At 70.5% G+C, this 16,728-nt stretch carries 12 protein-coding genes; 7 read left to right on the top strand and 5 right to left on the bottom strand.

What is annotated here, in order from left to right:
• Nucleotides 1–1,413 precede the first annotated feature (1,413 nt).
• The 7 genes from ACPXCS_RS35855 to ACPXCS_RS35825 all read left to right on the top strand — a co-directional run bounded on the left by ACPXCS_RS35855 (nucleotide 1,414) and on the right by ACPXCS_RS35825 (nucleotide 12,313).
• Entirely contained in the window at nucleotides 1,414–2,058 is a 645-nt protein-coding gene (locus ACPXCS_RS35855) for a hypothetical protein (RefSeq protein WP_376620857.1), read from the top strand.
• Nucleotides 2,059–2,183: 125 nt separating this feature from the next.
• On the top strand, nucleotides 2,184–4,433 hold the full coding sequence (locus ACPXCS_RS35850) for a hypothetical protein (RefSeq protein ID WP_425823840.1): 2,250 nt from the start codon (nucleotides 2,184–2,186) through the stop codon (nucleotides 4,431–4,433).
• Nucleotides 4,434–4,890: 457 nt separating this feature from the next.
• Complete coding sequence (locus tag ACPXCS_RS35845; protein ID WP_425823842.1) at nucleotides 4,891–6,009, top strand: conjugal transfer protein; 1,119 nt, start codon at nucleotides 4,891–4,893, stop codon at nucleotides 6,007–6,009.
• Nucleotides 6,010–6,187: 178 nt separating this feature from the next.
• Complete coding sequence (locus tag ACPXCS_RS35840) at nucleotides 6,188–6,490, top strand: hypothetical protein (protein WP_325750560.1); 303 nt, start codon at nucleotides 6,188–6,190, stop codon at nucleotides 6,488–6,490.
• A 56-nt stretch (nucleotides 6,491–6,546) separates the two neighbouring features.
• A complete protein-coding gene (locus tag ACPXCS_RS35835) occupies nucleotides 6,547–7,008 on the top strand; it encodes a hypothetical protein (protein ID WP_325750559.1) in 462 nt (153 codons plus the stop codon).
• Nucleotides 7,008–9,956 (top strand): ATP-binding protein, encoded by a 2,949-nt coding sequence (locus tag ACPXCS_RS35830; RefSeq protein ID WP_425823844.1) that lies wholly within the window; start codon nucleotides 7,008–7,010, stop codon nucleotides 9,954–9,956. The genes ACPXCS_RS35835 and ACPXCS_RS35830 overlap by 1 nt, the downstream gene beginning before the upstream one ends.
• The gene (locus tag ACPXCS_RS35825) at nucleotides 9,956–12,313 is read left to right on the top strand and encodes a hypothetical protein (RefSeq protein ID WP_425823846.1); all 2,358 of its coding nucleotides are present in this window, start codon (nucleotides 9,956–9,958) and stop codon (nucleotides 12,311–12,313) included. The genes ACPXCS_RS35830 and ACPXCS_RS35825 overlap by 1 nt, the downstream gene beginning before the upstream one ends.
• A gap of 87 nt (nucleotides 12,314–12,400) precedes the next feature.
• Here ACPXCS_RS35825 and ACPXCS_RS35820 read toward each other — a convergent pair whose 3' ends face one another.
• From ACPXCS_RS35820 to ACPXCS_RS35800, 5 genes are all read right to left on the bottom strand, one after another.
• Complete coding sequence (locus ACPXCS_RS35820; RefSeq protein WP_425823848.1) at nucleotides 12,401–13,492, bottom strand: hypothetical protein; 1,092 nt, start codon at nucleotides 13,490–13,492, stop codon at nucleotides 12,401–12,403.
• Between the two features lie 107 nt (nucleotides 13,493–13,599).
• Nucleotides 13,600–14,838 carry a hypothetical protein gene (locus tag ACPXCS_RS35815; protein ID WP_425823850.1) on the bottom strand — a complete coding sequence of 413 codons (1,239 nt, stop codon included), beginning with the start codon at nucleotides 14,836–14,838 and terminating at the stop codon, nucleotides 13,600–13,602.
• Nucleotides 14,839–15,024: 186 nt separating this feature from the next.
• Nucleotides 15,025–15,798 carry a metal-dependent hydrolase gene (locus ACPXCS_RS35810; RefSeq protein ID WP_425823852.1) on the bottom strand — a complete coding sequence of 258 codons (774 nt, stop codon included), beginning with the start codon at nucleotides 15,796–15,798 and terminating at the stop codon, nucleotides 15,025–15,027.
• Between the two features lie 8 nt (nucleotides 15,799–15,806).
• The gene (locus tag ACPXCS_RS35805; protein WP_376620849.1) at nucleotides 15,807–16,022 is read right to left on the bottom strand and encodes a hypothetical protein; all 216 of its coding nucleotides are present in this window, start codon (nucleotides 16,020–16,022) and stop codon (nucleotides 15,807–15,809) included.
• Nucleotides 16,023–16,056: 34 nt separating this feature from the next.
• Nucleotides 16,057–16,269, bottom strand: a complete 213-nt coding sequence (locus tag ACPXCS_RS35800; RefSeq protein ID WP_425823854.1) for a hypothetical protein — start codon at nucleotides 16,267–16,269, stop codon at nucleotides 16,057–16,059.
• Nucleotides 16,270–16,728: the final 459 nt, after the last annotated feature.

Below are 16,728 nucleotides of genomic sequence, written 5' to 3'. Positions count from 1 at the left end.
CCCGCGGGCCGGGGTCCGGGACGGCCGGCGGGCCGCCGTACGGGCCCTGCTCGCCGCCTCCCGGTCCGCCCTGGCCCCCCCCGCCCGCCCCCCCCGCCGCACCCCGGGCCGCGGCCGGCCCGGAGGGCGGTCCGCGGCGCCGGGGGGGCGGGGCGCGCGGGGGGGGGGGTGGTGAGCCCGGCCATTCAGGCCGGGCTCACCACCGCCTTGCCCGGCTCCGCCCCCCGGGCCGGCAGCCGCCGGCCCGGACCGACAACGGCGCCCTGCGGGGCACCTCGGGCCCCGCAGGTGCGCGCGTCTCGCTTCCCTTCGTGCTCCTGGTCCCCGTCCTGGTCCCGCTCGGGCCGTCACGGGCCCGTCGACCCTCTGCTGCGCCGTTCAGGCCGCTCCGCGGCGGCACCCCCCGAGTGCCGGCCGCGGTGTACACCCTGCGACCCCAAGGAGCGCCATGGGTACACGGCCGCTCCGCGGCGGCCCCCGCCGTCCGTTCGCCGGCTCAGGGACCGCCAGCGCGCCCAGGAGCACCTTCGAGGCCCTCTCGTGCCCACACCGCCGCCCCGGCACGTAAGGGCACCGGTAGGTGAGCCGGCCGAGCCCCCAGGGCGAGACCGCGAACCACCGGGCCCGACACCAGCCCACCATCAGCACCACCCCGCACCCTCGCCGCGCAGCGGCCCGACCCCGCCCGCCGGTCGCCTCCGCCGCGGAGCGGCCCGGCAACCAGCGCGCAGCGCACCACCGCATCCCCGCCGAGCCCGTAGGGCGCACGGCGCCCCGCGCCGACCCCGCCAGGCCCGGAGGGCCGCCCTCTTCTCTCTTCCCCACTCCTTCCTGCCTTTACTTCCGCCTCTAACGGCACCTGCGCCGTGAGGCCGCTTCGGCTCTGACCTGGGCGTACGGCTCCAGAGCGAACAGGTTTCCTCCACCAGGTCAAGGTGTCCGGTCTGGTTGGTACTTCTCGGGCCGTTCGTGTTCGTCGGGACGGTAGGAGAGCCGATGCCGAGGCCAGTGTCGAGAGAGGTCACGCTGCTCCCTGAGGGGGTGCCGCCAGCGACTCCGCGGCGGCGTGCAGCGGTGCTGCGGAAGGCGTCGGCCGGAGGGGCTCCGCGGGGTGATGGAACTGCGCGGGGCGATGGGTGGCAGCGCACGGTCGCTGACGAACTGATGCTGGCGGGCGCCACACGGTTCGGCGTGATGACCCTGCGCCAGGCCGCACGCCGGTATTGGCATGGGGTGGAGGAGACGGCTCGTCAGAGAGTCCGCTGGCTCCGTGAGGCGGGCTATCTGCGCATGTCCTCGGATGTCCGCTGGGCGGGGGCGTGCGTGTGGACGACAGCGCGTGGCGCCCGGGCGGGCAGCACTGAGCTCCGCCCTCCGGAGTGGCCAGGGGAGCGGCTGCTTCACCGCCTGGCCGTGACGGACGCCGCGTTCACGTTCGAGCTCGGCGGTGCCCGGGTGCTCTCGGAGCGCGAGGTCCGACGTGCTGAGGCGACGACATCCGGTCGGGCGGAGCAGGTCGCTGCTGCTCTTACGGGGCAGCCCGGTTCCACGCTCGACGGCAGGGGGCGCGAGCGGTTCCTGTGCACCCCGGTCGGTGCGGGCGGCCGGGTCCACTACTCGGATCTTGTGGTCGCCGCGCCACTGGGACTGGTGGCTATCGAGGTGGAGATCACGGCGAAGAGCCCTGCGGAGATACGTCAGGTCCTGCGGTCGTACCGGGACGCGCGAGAGATCTTTCCCCAGGTCGTCTACTTCGCCACGGAGCCGGTGATGGCGCTCCTGCACGGTCATGCACACCCCCGCACGGGTGCCTGGTCGGACGGTGTCGCGCAGCAAGTCGGGCTGCTGCCTCCGGGGCCGCCGCAGTACCGGCCCGACAGCCCGTTCCTCGTTCGGCACTTCCAGCCGAAGGACCCCGGCGTCGCCTATCAGCTCGACCTGCGGCAGGTGCCGGACACCTGGCGGGTGGATTTCACGCGGTGGAAGCAGTTGCGCGAGCGGTGGTCAGCGGAGGCGTCCGGCGTCGGATTCCTGGCCTGGTGGCAGCAGCAGGCGTAGCCGGAGAGAAGGCGCGCGGTGCGGATCAAGAGAGCAAGGAGAGCGGGGATGGCGTGGATCACATGACGGAGATGAGGCGGGCTGAAGACGAGTCCGTAGCCGCGTGGCTGGGTGCGGTCTGGGGGATGACGCTGCTTGCGGTGTGCGCGCCAGCCATCCCGATCGCGGTCGCGGGACGGCTCGCGGTGCGGGTGGGCAATCAGGCATGGCGAGTCCTGTCGGCCGCCGCCGCCGTCTGCGCCGGCGTGCTGTTCGTTGTGGCGTGGGTGATGGAAGGGACCGCTTCCGGCGCGGTCGACTGGCACGTCGCGGCAGTGGTCGGACTGTGGCAGGACATCGCGGTCGCGGTGGGGTGGAACCTGCCGCACGACATGTCGGTGACGGCTGCGATGGGCTGGATGGTGCCGCTGTCGGTCCCGGTGGGACTGGCTTCGGCGGCCGTGTGGATCGCGGTGGCCGACTTCCAGGCAGGGATCGAGCCGCAGTTCGAACTCGACGAGGTCCCTGCGGTGGCGGAGCTCAGCAAGGCCGAGCGGCGTGCTGCGGGCAAGACCGCCACACGGATGCAGACCGGCGCGTACACGGACGCCACGACGGTGCGCCGTGACTTCCTCGGCCGGCAGGTGGAGATACCGGGAACGGTCGGCTTCGGTACCGGTCTGGCCGGTCTGCCGGTCGTCGCCGAGCACGATGGGTTCCTGCGCCCGACGTTCGTCCAGGGCGTGCCCGGCTCGGGTAAGACAGCCGTGACCAACTCGGTCGGCGCGCAGCTCATCGGGCTCGGGTCAGGCTGGGTGGTGGTCGACTTCAAGGGCGGCCGGGACGTGGCCGCGCACTACGCGGAGGTCGCGCAGGTCCACGGGCGCCGCTTCCTCCACTTCGATTTGGCCGACCCGAACGGCTCGCCGTACACACCGGTCGCCCCTGGTGCACCGTCGTCGCCGGCGTTCTACGACCCGCTGGTGCGCGGCAACGCCACGTCGAAGTCGGACATGCTCCTGAACTCGGTGGGACGCGACGGGGACGCTGCGGTCTACTTCCGCAGCGCGTACGAGTACACGCAGCTGGCGTACCAGGTTGCCGACTGGTCGGGCTACAACGTGGGCAAGGGCGGCTTCGAGTGCCTCGTCGACCTGCTCGACATCGAGTTCCTGCAGAAGGTCGCGGACGGGATCGACATCGACGCGGTCGCCTCTCGGGTACCGCCCGCTCAGCACGTCGCGGCCCGTCGGGCGGTGCACGAGGTGCGCGAGCGGGTTGCCACGATGGTGGCGAACTGGCGGCGTGATGAGCTGACGCGGTCCGCGGTCGCGGATACGCAGCGCCTGATCTCGACGTACAGCAACGGTCCGGCGGCCGGGCAGTGGCTGCGCCCGGGGCCGGTGGAGCAGACGATCGACCTGCGCCGAGCGGCGCACGAGGGGGACATCGTCGTCTTCTCCCTGAACGTCTCCACATACGGGTCGCTCGCCAGGACCCTGGGAACGCTGGTGCTGCTGGACATGCAGAACACCACGGACATGCTGCGGCGCGACATCGCGTCGGGTGTGGCCCCGCAGTGGCCGCTGTACATGCAGGTCGAGGAGTTCGGATCGGCGACCGGCGATGCGGTGCTCGGCCTGTGCAACAAGGCCCGGGACGCGATGGTCCGGCCGATCCTGTCGACGCAGTCGTGGGCGGACCTGGTGGCCGTGGACGGCACCGGGGTGTGGGCGAAGCGGGTGCTGGAGACGTGCGGGAACTTCCTGTGCCTGCGGGTCAACGGTGCCGAGGACGCCCAGGTGCTGTCCGGTCTCACGAGCCAGGTCACGAAGATCTACGCCCGGATGCAGCACCAGCTTGACCGTCACGGCCGCCGCCGCACGAAGCGCGGCGGGCTGATCCAGCGGGATCCCCGAAGGGAGCCGCGGGTGCCCGCTTCCGTCTTCCAGGACCTGCCCGACCACCACATGGTGTGGATCACGAAGCACCCGACGCTGGCGACCGTGCACACGGTCGAGGAGGGCCCGAACCGGTGGTGGGAAGCAGTGCACACCGTGCTGGTCGACGTCGCCGCGCTGCCGTCGGTCCGGCCGCCGGTTGTGGAGTGGAGGTCTGACGGGAGCTGGGGGCGTCCCGGGCAGGAGCCGATGGCGCTGGTGAAGCCGCCGGCTGCGGTTCCCGTCGTGCCGGAGAGCGCCGTCCCCGGGCCGCAGGCGCCCGCGGCTGGGGGGTGGGGCGCGGCTCCGGCTGCTCCCGTTCCAGTGCCTGGCCGTACGGCCGTTGAGGTGCCAGGGCAGCCGGCCCGGCAGGCGGGCCCCGTCAGCAGCGGACCGGACCACCCGGACGGTGATGCCGACGGTGGTTGGAGCTCCGTCATGTCGCAGTTCGACTGAGCCTCCGGCCGGCGCACTTCAGCGGGGTTGGCCGGTCGGCCCCCGACACTGCTCGTCGCAGTCACCGCGCCCGCGCCGGGGGCTTTCGTCCCGACACCGACCCTGTCCGCTTTCTGTACTTGGAGATGACGTGACCCATCCGCAGCCCCCGTATGAGGGGACGACTCCTCCCCATCAGCACCCGCCGGTGCAGGATCCTTGGGCGCCGCAACCCCAGGGCCCGGCCATGCCGTCCGGGGGCCCGCCCCCGGCTGGGCCCGGACCGTGGGGTGACCACACTGCCCCGGGACAGGCACCCTGGCCCGGCCAGCCGGCACCGGCACCGGCACCGGCACCGGCACCGGCAGCACCGGCCGGGTACAACCCGGTACGCGCAGCTGAAGAGCTGTTCGCCCAGGGGGCCCCACTGCAGGGGCAGCCCCCTCAGTACATGCCGGCCCCGGCGCAGAGTCCGGCCGTGCACCCGCAGGCGGCGCCGGCTCAGACGGCCAAGGAGAAGAAGAAGCAGGAGAAGGAGGCGAAGCGGAAGGCCAAGGCCGCGGCGAAGGCCAAGCCGGGCAAGTCGAAGGACGTCGCCACGCCCGCGGCCGCCGGGGAGCGGTTCGATGTCCCACGGCCTGGCGGACGGCTGAGCGGCGGTAGGGCAACCCACGTCGCCGCCAGGATGACGGCCATGGTGACGGTCTCGCTCCTGGCGCTGGGCACGGTCGGCGTGATGGCGTACACCGCCGGACACCCCGCTCCGGTGGAGACCGGTATCACCGACGAGCAGGTCTCCCAGTTCCGGCTGACCTCGTTCCCGGTGGAACGGGCGATCGCTTTCGCGGACCGCTACGCCCGACTGTGCGCGAACCAGAACCCCGAGCAGGCTGAGCAGCGGCGCCAGGCCATCGCGCGTCTGTCCTCCTCCGGGGTGGACACCACGTGCGGGTGGGACGGCAAGGGCAGCCAGGTCGTGGCGTACTCGGTGTGGTCCGGCTACATGGAGCCGATCGCCGAGTACCCGCAGCACGGCTACTACATCGGTATCCAGGTTCAGCTGACCACGGGGGCGCTGCGGACCTTGTCCGTGCCGGTGTGGGTGGACGACCTGAAGTCAGGCAACGGCATGCGGGTCGTCGGCGATGTGGGCACGCTGCCGCAACCGGACCAGGCCACCCCGCAGGCGGTGAAGGACCCGCTGCAGGTCGACTCCGAGCTCTCGGGAGATCTCCAGGGCAAGCTGTTCGCGGACTTCTTCACCTCCTGGGGCTCCTCGAACGGCACGACGCTGACGCGCTACGTCGCGCCGGGAGCGAGCAACGCAGCCAGGGCGGGCCTTCGCGGTGCGCTGGATTCCCCGAAGGTGTCCGACGTCAAGGTGCTGCTCCCCAAGGGGGTGGGGGCAACGGACGGCCACAAGTGGAAGGTCGACGATGTCACCTGGGCGCGGGTGAGCGTGCAGTGGACGACGGGGAGCGCCCATGTCACCGAGCGGTACCGGGTGCAGATTGTGCTGACCGACCAGGGCTGGTTCGTGAAGGACATCCGTGCCGGCGTCCCGGACGAGGCGGGCGGCAAGGCTCCGGCCTCCTGACGCTCGCGGCAGCCCCGGCCCCCGCTGAGCCCCGCCCCTTGCCCGCTGGTACCGGCGGTCGAGGGGCGGGGCTTTCGCATGGCCGCCTGGGCCGGAAATCCGCGTCCAGAGGGGGTGTCCGCTTTGCGATCTACAACGTGAGCGTCGGAAATCCGCAGCTCACGCAAGGTGAATGCTCATGTCTCAAGCCCTCTCGACCGTCGCGGCCCTCAGCCCGGCGTCTCTGCACACGCTCGCCGCTCCAACCGTGGGCGGTGTGCTGACCAACCTCGGCACCGAGGTGAAGGTGATCGGCCTGGCACTGGCCGGTCTGATGATCGTGGTCCTCGGCATCAAGGTCATCATCTCGATGAAGGGTGGCCAGAGCCTGCGCGAGGCGATACAGAACCTCGGCGTCCTCGGTCTCGGCGTCGCGATCATCGTCAGCGGCGCGGTGATCCTCACCATCATCCAGGGTCTCGCGACCAACACGCTCAAGTAGCGGCTGCCCCCAGCAAGGCGCAGCCGACTGGGGGCAGCTCCACACCAAGGAGCTTCATGGACTGGCACGACGGCGACGGGATCGTCGCCCACGACTACACGCGGATGAGAGACCGCCCGAAGCGGATGTTCCGGCTGGGTGGTCCGCTGCCGCAGTGGATGCCAGGCATCAACATGCAGGCCTGCGGCGTGGCCTTGCTGGTGGCCCTGTGCTGGGGGCTGCTGCTCGGGCTGATCAGCCTCGTGATCCCGCCGATGCGTGACGCGTGGTGGGTGACCGCCGCGTTGTTCGCGCCTCCTCCCATCCTCGTCGGATGGATGTGGTCCCGGCCCATCCCCGGCAGTCAACTGCGGCCCGGCTCGGAGCTGGTGGTCCGGCTCGACTATGCCTTCCGGCAACCGCGCCGGGTCCAGGGCCTGGGCCGGTCCGAGGAACCGCACCGCCTGCACTGGCAGGTCATTCTCTGGTCCCCACCTGGCGGACCTTCCACCCGCAGTACACGAAAGGAGGTCTCCTGATGGGGGCGCTCATCATCGGATTCGTGGCGATCGTGGCCGTGTTGGCCCTCGCGTGGTTCCTCGTGCCGTCGAAGAAGGACGACCTCGCCGACGAAGCGAAGAAGGACAAGAAGCCCACCAGCGGCACCAGTACGCATGCGCGTGAGGACGCCCAGCGGCTGCCGTACCGGTACGCCGACGACACGATGTTCATCCACGGGGACTCCGTGTGGACCGCGATCCGGCTGACGACCCACCCGGAGGAGCTGGCGTCACCGGAGGAGCTCACGGCCATGGCCACAGAGCCCGGCCGGGTCTTCGCCGCGCTCGGCCGGTCCGGCCGGCCGGTGGAGTGGCACCTGAAGATCGTGGAGAAGCCGGTCGACGCGGCCGCCGAGACCGCGAAGATCGTCGACGCGGCGTGGCTGCCGACGGCCAACTTCCGTGCCTACGTGGAGCGCATCGCGGAGTACCAGCAGCGGCTGGGTGCCTCCGAGCGTGAGGTCGCGCTGTTCATCAAGCTCGGGTCGCTGGCTCACGGCCCGGCGGTGGACCTGGGGGAGACAGCTGCTGAGGCACCGCGCGCACGCGGTGAGGCCCGGCCGGGGCTGACCGCGCGGGCGGGAGAGTTCGTCACCGGCGTGGCGGAGGAGGACCTGGCCCCGTCCACGATCGAGCGGTGGCAGGCGGTCGCGGCCTCCGTCCACCAGGCGTTCGGCAGGCTCGGTGAGCCGCTTTCGCGCGCCGATCTCGTCTACCACATCCGTAAGCCGCTCTACGGGCACCTGCCGGTCCCCAAGGAACCGCTGATCCACTCCAGGGCCTGGGGCCGCAGCCAGTTCGACCTGGTCGTCGACTTCCGCGGTGACAACTCGAGGCCGACGCACATCGAGATCGAGCAGGTCGACGAGGAGACCGGGCAGCAGCTCACTTCGTACACGACCACGCTCGTCGTCGCGTCGTGGCCGGAGAACGTGCGCTTCCAGCAGTACCAGGCGTGGGCGCGGCGGGTGGGGGAGCTGGACTTCCCGGTGGACGTTTCCTGGCGCGGCACGCTGCTGCCCGCCGAGCGGTTCACCAAGGAGATCAGCAAGATCCACAACAACCTCAAGGACGAGTACGAGGACATGGTCGCCGGTGGCCGGACACCGGACCAGCAGCTGACCGACCAGGTCGCCGTGTCCAAGGACGCGGTCGACATCGCCGTGGACAACCCGCGTCCCGGGTTCGAGGGCCGGATGCGCTTCACGGTCTCCGCGCCGACGGTGGAGGAACTGAACCGGCGGGCCAGCGAGCTGAAGAAGCACCTGGAGCGGCAGGCCGGTGTGGAGGTGCTGCGTGCCAAGCGGCTGCAGTGGCGCCTGATGCAGGAGTCCCTGCCGGGCGACGACCCGAAGCTGCCGATCGCTCCGTACCAGCGCATCCAGTCCCTGGAGACGTTCGGGATCGGCCTGCCCACGGCCGGGGTCAACATCGGCGACCGCACGAGCCGGGACCGCAGCGGTCACGTCCTCGGCTGGAAGGGCCCGTTCATCGGCTGGTCCGGCCGCTTCCCGGTCCACTACGGCCTGCACGTCGGCCCGGCCCGCAACATGGGCGCCGGCGTCGCCTGCGCCGGTGCGTCCGGCGGCGGCAAGTCCTCGCTGGGCCTGCTGAAGTTCTTCCAGGAGTCCGAGTCGGGCACCGAGTGCGTGGCGATCGACCCCAAGGTCGACTTCGCGCAGATGTGCTACTACCTCGCCTTCGGGGCGCAGGTGAACGACCCCGACTTCGAGCGGGAGGCGGCCGAGGGCACCATCGGCACGGCGTACTCGAAGTTCCAGCCGGTCAATGCGGAATTCTGGGCCGAGACCCGGGTCATCGACCTGTTGAAGTCCCACGACGGTGTGCTGGACCCGTGGTCGATCACCCCGGACGTCCACGCCGGCCGGTTGGTGGCGGAGACGATGTTCGCCGGGTTCATCGGCCAGCAGATGTGGCAGCGGATCCAGGTGCCGGTCACCGTCGCTATGGAAGCGGTGCTCGACCGGTACGACCAGCGGCTGCAGGCCGCCATGTCGCAGGGCGCGAGTGCCGCGCATGCATCGGACACCACACCGCGGCCGACCGCGTGGGAGGTCGTGCAGAACATCGAGGAGCAGCTCGCGGCCGCGCAGGAGGACGCCGCGAGCCGGGCCGACAAGCTCGCCGAGCTCGAGCTGGCGGTCACCGTGCTGCGGTCGCTGCGGAAGATGCCGTACGCACGGTTGGCGTTCGCCAAGGAACCCCGGCCGTTCGAGACCGTACGCCGGCGCCGGACGGTGATCACGCTGCGCGGTCTGGAACTCCCGCAGGACGACAACCCGGACAACTGGCAGGCACCGGACCGGCTCGCGTCGACGATCCTGCAGATGGTCATGCGGATGGCCAGCCAGATGCTGGACGTCAAGCTGGAGCAGCACCCCGTGACGGGGAAGATGGCCACCCGTCCCAAGGCCCTGTTCGTCGACGAGAGCTACGTGGTGACCGCGACCCCGGCGGGCCGGTCGCTGCTGCAGCGCGCCCTGAAGCAGGGCCGTTCGTACGCGATGGTCGTCTACCTGATCACCCAGCAGGTGACCGACCTCATCCGGATCGAGGACGCGGAGTCCCGCGAGGGTGGCACGAACCAGATCCACAGCGCCTTCATGTTCCTGCAGAAGTCGGTGGAGGAGGCCCGACGGGTCGCGCCGATGCTCAAGCGGGACCCGGACGACCCGCGGGTCATCGCCTCGCTGATGGAGCCGCACCTGGAGACCGGCGTGTGCATGTACCGCGACGCCGACAACCGGGTGGGCACGACCGAGATCGACTTGGTCTTCGCGGAGCTGCTGCGGGCCACCGACACCAACCCGAAGACCAGGCCTGCCCGGCAGGCGGTCGATCCGCCCGCCGACGTGGCGGACTGGTCGTTCCAGAGCGAGATGAACGACCTGGAGGTGGCGGCCTGATGAGCGTCGCACTCACCACTCGGCTGATACCGCCGAAGCCCCGCCGTGGTTCCGCACGGGCGGGCAAGACACCTCTCGCCGTCCCCGCGGGCAGTCTCCCCGCGCCCCGCCGCCGCGGTCTGCTGGCTCGCGGTGTCCGCCGGACAGGCGCGGCGGCCCGGGCAGGCGTCTTCACCGTGCTGACCGTGCTGGCCGTGGTCCTCGGAACGCCTATGTCCACGGCGCAGGCGGCCCCGTTCGGGCTGGACTGCATCGGTGTGCCGGGCAAGGGCAACTGGGGGCCCGAGTTCTACGCCTCGGCGTCCACCGTGCTGCTGCCGTCGGCTCAGCCGGAGTACGGGCCCGAGCCGACGGCGGACATGAGCAAGAAGACCGTCGCCCGGAACTACACCCTCTACGAGCTGACCAACGGCCGGGGGCTGCTGTGGTCGACGTACAAGAAGAACGTCGACGGTGACGACTCCTGCTCGATCATGGACGTCGCCGGCAACTGGATGGCCCAGACGGTCTTCGAGTTCAGCAAGTCGCTGGGCAGCTTCAGCCTGGCCATCCAGGACCTGGCCATGAACACGGCACCGTTCCAGGACCTGTACCAGGGCAAGGACGGCACCGCCAACAGCCTGGTGGCGAAGCTGTACGCAACGGTGTGGGCCCCGCTGGGCACCGTCATGATCATTCTCTGTGGCGCGTGGGTGGTGGTGCACAGCCGGACCAAGAGCCGCTCCAAGGTGTGGCAGGGCCTGGGCGGCATGGTCGCCTCCCTGTTCATCAGCGCACTGCTGCTTCAGGGGTCCTGGTACACGACCGTCACGTCTGAGGCGGACAAGGCCATCAACGGGTTCTCCTCGGCGATGACCGAGGTCATGCTCCCGGAGAACGCCGGCACGAAGACGGCCGACCCCTGCTGGCTCGCCGAGGGCGTCCCGAACCGGGCCAAGCGCATCAGCTCCTGCACCATGTACAAGGCGATGATGTTCACGCCGTGGGCCGCGGGACAGTTCGGGCAGAACGCCAACACCGTCATCGACAGCGGCTGGAAGGGCGACGCGAGCGGCGGGTGGGACACCGACGACTGCTCTCTGGGTTACCGGTGCACCGACATCCGCACTGCCCAGGTGATGGCGCAGACGTACACGCGCGCCGACAACCTCGACTCCCTGGGCAAGAAGAGCGACTACTTCGAGAAGGTCGCCAAGCAGATGGCCAAGGACGACAGGAAGAGCCGGTTCAACGACTGGCGGGGAGCCAACCCGTCCTCCCGGATGCAGGTCGCGCTCGCCTCCGGTGTCTCCAACGTGATCCTCGCGCCGTCAATCGACATCGTTGCCCTGTTCAAGCTGTTCTGGGAGGGGTTCATCCTCATCCTGATCATCGTGCTGCCGATCGTCGGTGCGGTGGCAGCGTTCCCGCCGGCGACGTTCGCGGCACGGGAATGGGCGAACGCCTTCACCATCTCCTTCGTCCTCAAGGCCATCGCCTGGATCGCACTCACCCTGCTGATGGCGATCTACAGCCTGATCCTGGGCAGCAACGCCTCCTTGGGCGTCCAAGTGCTGATGATCATCTTGACGGCGGCCGGACTGTGGCACTTCGCGATCAAGATGGGGAAGGGCGCCAAGCGGAGCGCTGACCAGGCCTTCGAGGCGAAGGCCGCGTACGACGACGTCACCAGCCGTGCCGGGGGCTTCGCGAAGACCCGGGCGCGGTCCGCGGCCCGGCGGGTCATCGGCGACCGCCGGCCCAGTCCGCGAGGGACACGACGGCCTCAGGGACCGAAGGGACCGAGCGAGTCAACATCTGGACGCGGCGGTACGGGTCCGTCCCGGCCCGGCACCTCCGGTGGCAGGCGCCCCTCGCCGAGCACCACGGACTCCCCGACGGGTACAAGGCGTCCGGAGCCTGTGTCCGGGCGGCGCCCGGATGCAGCGAGCGGTGGCAGGTCCCGGGCGGACACACGCGGCGCCGATCCGGATGCCACGGCGAAGACCAGCAAGCGGGCGGAAGGAAGCGACAGCAGGGCAGGGGCGGGTGACGACGTCTCCCGTCCAGCTGGAGGGCGGGGCCGGACGCCCGCGCCGACGTCCAGGCCGGATGGGAGCGGAGGTCCCGGCGGGGAGGCAGCGACTGCGGCTCCGCCGACCCGGGCGCCGTCCCCCCGGGCGCGTGCGAGCCGTCCGGGGCCGGAGCCGGTGTCCATCTCAGGGCCGGACCGCTCCGATCCCGTTCCTCGTCGGCGTTCACCGCGGCCTGCTCCGGCCCCGGCCCCGGAGTCGGGTGAGCTTCCCCGCCGGCCGACGAGCCCCAGGCCGCCGGTCGACGAGACGCCGCCGAGGCCTCCGGCCCCGCGTGAGGACTGAGCGGGGCACGTAGGCAGACAGGAAAGGGGTTCGGCCACGGGATCATCCCGTGGCCGAACCCCTTCTCCTTGTCCCGGATCCGGTGGTTCAGCGGATCGCCATGGCTGTCGCTGCGACGCCGCGCTGTCGCCGGTCTCCGTGCCGGAGGGCAGCCGCTCGTTGTCCTGTGGTCGCCAGTCGGCGCCGCCTCACCGTGAGGTGCTGGAGGTGGCCTGTCGCTTCCGCGGCGGCCAGCAGGGTTACCCGGCGGTCGACGTACTGGTGAGCGGCCTTGTCCCACAGGCCGGCGAGGTCGATGGACAGGGACTCGTCAGCAAGGCCGACGTGCGGCGCCGTGACCAGGGTGACGACGTCGGCCGTGTCGATGCTCAGCGCCCGGGCCAGATCCTGGTCCTCGGCGACGAACCGCCCCAGCACCTCGACGAGTTCGTCTGCGGAGCCGTTGAGCGCGTAGGCCTGCACTCTGGCTCCGGGCTCATCCTCGACGCGCATGAGGGTGACACGACCGGGCGGCAGCTGGTGCACGACTGCCACCACACCTCCGTGGCCGACGAACACCTGACGCTCCTTGGGGCCGGACTGCGCCGCCGAGAGCCACAGGCGCCCATCACCGTCGCGCACCCGCTCCAAGGTCCCGACGTCTGCGGACCGGACGCGGTGCAGCCGTGCCCGTACAGCCGCTGGGACGCCGGAACGGATCACGACGACCAGGAGGGTCAGCGCGGCTGCGGTCGACAGTGAGGAGGCGGGAAACACCGCGGCGGTCAGCGCGGTGACGCTGATCGCCATGTGGCACAGCAGCACGGTCACGGCGCGGGAGCCGCGATGCCGGGTCGGCAGCCAAGCGCCGGCCGGTACCGCGAGGGTGAGGGCCCACATCGGTACGACTTCCCAGGAGGCGATCGCTTCGGGGACGCCAGCGGCCTCGCCGACCCGGCTGATGACAGCGGGGATCCACATCATCGTCAGGCAGGTCGACATCATGGCCGTCGCGACGGTGCGGTTCGCCCTGAGCCACAGGAGGAAACCGCCCAGGGCGCCCACCGCACAGACGACGAGTCCTGCCGTGGGGCTCGCTGCTGCCAGCTGCAGCGCGACGAGGGCGGCACCGAGCGCGCCGACGGTGACGAGTAGACGACGCGAACGCGGTGAGATTCGTGCGGTCTGCGGGATGGTCATGCCGGGGCCGTCCTTCTGCTGCGGGGGTGAAGCCGCTTGGGACGCTAAGGACGGAACCGGACAGGGTCCCCGAAGACGCGTCTTCGGGGACCCTGTGGCCGATCGGTTCAAGAGGTCGTGAGGACCTCGGCGTCCAGCAGCTCGTCCGCCCACGGCCCGATCTTCTTCCACTGCTGGTCGGCAGTGAGGATCCAGCCGGTGGCGGTGTCACCGTTCTCGACCTTGGCCACGGCCCGGCCGTCGGGGAAGACCCACAGCTCGGTCTCGTCGTCGCTGCTCGCCGCCGCCGGGAGCGCCTTGGGCAGTTCCTCCAGCTTCAGCTGGGACCCCGCGGTGGTGAACCGCCACATCTTCCGCTCGTTCTTGGCCGCGGAGCCGCTGTCGACCAGGCCGGACATGCCGTCCGGGGTCGAGGCGCCGTTGCCGCCGGCGCTGACGCTCAGAGGGAGGGCCGGCTTGCCGTTGCTTCCCTTGACGTAGCTGAAGGTGACCTTCTCGCTGCCGGTGCCTGAGGCCGAGTTCGTCCAGCCGGTGTCCACCGTGCCGTTGACGGTGCGGGCGCTGGCCGGACCGCTGGCGACGGGGACGCCCGCACCGTCGACGGCCCAGCAGCTCCACGGGGTGTAGCCCTCCTGGCCGGGGTTGCGGGAGAACGCCGTCTGGCACTCCTGGCTCTTCCAGTACGCCTGCACTTCGGCGGGGACCTCGTGCTTGCGCGCCGTGTGCTTGCCCGCCTGCCAGTCCTTGATGTTGACGGACCACAGGGACGTGATCTTGTACTGGTCGGCGGTCGAGCTCGACCAGGTCTCGCCGGCGGGGCTGTCGGCCGGGGTGGTCTGGAACCACAGCTGCGGGGACTTCGGCGCCCCGGTGAACTGGGCCCCGGACACCGCCCCGGTCACGCCGGCGGCGGTCAGCTGCTCGCGGGTCAGGGTCACGACGGCCTTGTCGGTGCCGGCCGCGGCGAGGTCGGCGACCTTGAGCTCCCCGTCGGAACCCTCGGCGCTCATGCCGCTCTCGCCCAGCAGGGCGTACTGGAAGGAACTGTCGAAGACGCGGCTGCGGCTGCCGGTCCCGGCGAGCTGACCCTGGGCGACCGGCTCGGGAACGGTGACCTGCTTGCGGATCTGCAGTGTCTCTCGGTCCAGCGCGGCGACGGCGACGCCCTGGTGGGCGACGAGGTCCTTCCCGGGACGTATCTCAAGGCCCAGGCCCGGCGTCTGTGACGGTTTCGCGCTGCTGTCCTTGCCAGGCGTGCTCTTACCGTCGTCCCCCGAGCTGGAGCAACCGGCCGCGAGCAGGACGGCGGCCGCGGCCGCCACGGCGCGGGTGGGGAAGCGGTTCATGTACCTCTCCTCGAGCTGGTCCGCCGGCACTTCGGGCGACGGAGTGGTGATCACAAAGTCGCGGCCATTTGACCACTGACTGTCCACCCGGGCGAAACCGGCTGTGCCGGTGACCGGTGGATTTCCGCAACAACCGGCGAGAGGGCACTGGCCAGTCGGGCCCACGGGCCAGTCGCCGCGGCGGGGTCATCCGGACAGGATCAGAGCCTGCACCTCCGGGATCGCGAACGCGGTGCTTGCCGCGGTCGAGAGGGCCAGTACGGGAACGAGGACGGTCTTCTCGAAGCTGCCTCCGGCGCGTATCCGCAGCGCCGCCGGCGGGGCGAACTCCCACCACCTCTTCCCTCGATGCACCAGCGGCCAGGCCAGCGGGCATCCCTGCTTGGTGATCATGTCGCCGAGGCAGTGGGTGAGGGATCCGACCGCGACCGCCAGGCCCAGAACCGGATAGCCCCGCCCGGGCGGCAGCCACCAGACGGCACCTGCCGCCGCTGCCGCAGTCACCAGGGTCGTGACCATCCACCCCTGTCGCCTTGCCCAGCGGCCCATCAGGCCCCGGATCGCCAACCCGAGCATGAGGAACAGCACGGTCACCGCCGCCGGCTTGCCGAGCAGTCCGCACGCCGTACTGACCAGGCCGCCGACGGCCGCGGCGAACACAGCGGTGTGCGTCAGGGTGCGGTGCCCGCCCGTCCGCGGTGCTTCCCGGGCCGTACGGGTCAGGTTGTAGACCGTCGTCGCGGCTCGGTCGACCCCGTGTGACAACGCCGTGGAGACCGGCCCGAAGGTCCTGGCGACGGTCGACGACGGGTGGTCGATATCTGGCAGCAGGGCCGCCCCGGCGGATACGGCCGCGCCCACCGCGACCTCAGCTCCAGGAAGGGTGACTCCGCACATCTGCAGGCCTGCGGCACCGGCCATCCACACGGCCACCCCCGACAGGGCGTGGGTAGGTCCCATCACCATCGTCAGGCCGCCTGTCCGAAGAGGTCCGACACGAGGCTGGCGAGGAACTCGACGGTGGGGGGCACCCACCGGTAGGTGACATCGGCGATGCCCCCCACGAACGCTGTGACGAGGTCGCGGATGCCGCCCGCTCCGTCATCACGCACGTACCTGAGGACGCCGCATACGAGGCCGATGGTCAGCATGGCGGTCAGCAGCCACCGTGCAACACGTATCACTGGAGGATCCCTTCGAAGGTCCGTTGACGCGTCATCACCCGAGCTGGTCGCCGAGCTGACTGATCAGGTCCTTCATCGACTCCCCGAAGTCCGTGACCGTCTCGGTGGTGCGGTCCAGCCAGCCCGGATCAGTGACGTCGCTGCCTTGGCCTGTCCACCGCCAGAAGCCGATGACGACGCCTGCGGCTACGAGAGCAACCAGGAGGCGCTTCAGGACCCCGACCGGACCACGAGATGGTGATGACATGGGCGGATCGTGCCTTCGAAAGCGGACACCCCCGGGGACATCAGTTTGAGGCGCTGGAGGGCTTTGTCTGTTGGCGCTGTCCTCGCGCGCGCACGCGCGCGCGGCCTGTGGTTTCTGTTACTACATCAGGTAGGACGTCAACCACGATGGTGAGCAACTTCAGGTATCAGGGGGCATGGTTCAACGGAAGGCCCCCTAGGGCCTGGAGTGGTGCGCGAAGCGCAGAACCATGACCGGTGGATGGTCCAGCGCATCCAGGGCGCTGGCGCGGGGTGGCCGGGGGCGGCGTTAGCCCCCGGCAGTTGATGAGCCCGCGTAGCGGACGAAAGTTCCTCAGGTTGAGGCTACGTGTGGTTGAGCTTCGTATGGGTTGAGAGTTCGTCTGGTTAAGGCTTCGTATGGTTAGGCGCCAAATTTTGGCATCTGCGGAGGTCAGATTCTGGTCCTTCGGAGTGTCAG

The organism is Streptomyces sp. DT190 (genome assembly GCF_049846985.1).
Taxonomy (GTDB): domain Bacteria; phylum Actinomycetota; class Actinomycetes; order Streptomycetales; family Streptomycetaceae; genus Streptomyces.
Note: the sequence above shows the minus strand (reverse complement) of the source record. Positions and strands in the feature narration are given on the sequence as shown.

Excerpts from the sequence above, each read along its gene's own strand:
- ACPXCS_RS35850 (WP_425823840.1), top strand. The coding sequence starts at position 2,184 with ATGACGCTGCTTGCGGTGTGCGCGCCAGCCATCCCGATCGCGGTCGCG.
- ACPXCS_RS35840 (WP_325750560.1), top strand. The coding sequence starts at position 6,188 with ATGTCTCAAGCCCTCTCGACCGTCGCGGCCCTCAGCCCGGCGTCTCTG.
- ACPXCS_RS35835 (WP_325750559.1), top strand. The coding sequence starts at position 6,547 with ATGGACTGGCACGACGGCGACGGGATCGTCGCCCACGACTACACGCGG.
- ACPXCS_RS35830 (WP_425823844.1), top strand. The coding sequence starts at position 7,008 with ATGGGGGCGCTCATCATCGGATTCGTGGCGATCGTGGCCGTGTTGGCC.
- ACPXCS_RS35825 (WP_425823846.1), top strand. The coding sequence starts at position 9,956 with ATGAGCGTCGCACTCACCACTCGGCTGATACCGCCGAAGCCCCGCCGT.
- ACPXCS_RS35820 (WP_425823848.1), bottom strand. The coding sequence starts at position 13,492 with ATGACCATCCCGCAGACCGCACGAATCTCACCGCGTTCGCGTCGTCTA.
- ACPXCS_RS35815 (WP_425823850.1), bottom strand. The coding sequence starts at position 14,838 with ATGAACCGCTTCCCCACCCGCGCCGTGGCGGCCGCGGCCGCCGTCCTG.
- ACPXCS_RS35810 (WP_425823852.1), bottom strand. The coding sequence starts at position 15,798 with ATGGGACCTACCCACGCCCTGTCGGGGGTGGCCGTGTGGATGGCCGGT.
- ACPXCS_RS35800 (WP_425823854.1), bottom strand. The coding sequence starts at position 16,269 with ATGTCATCACCATCTCGTGGTCCGGTCGGGGTCCTGAAGCGCCTCCTG.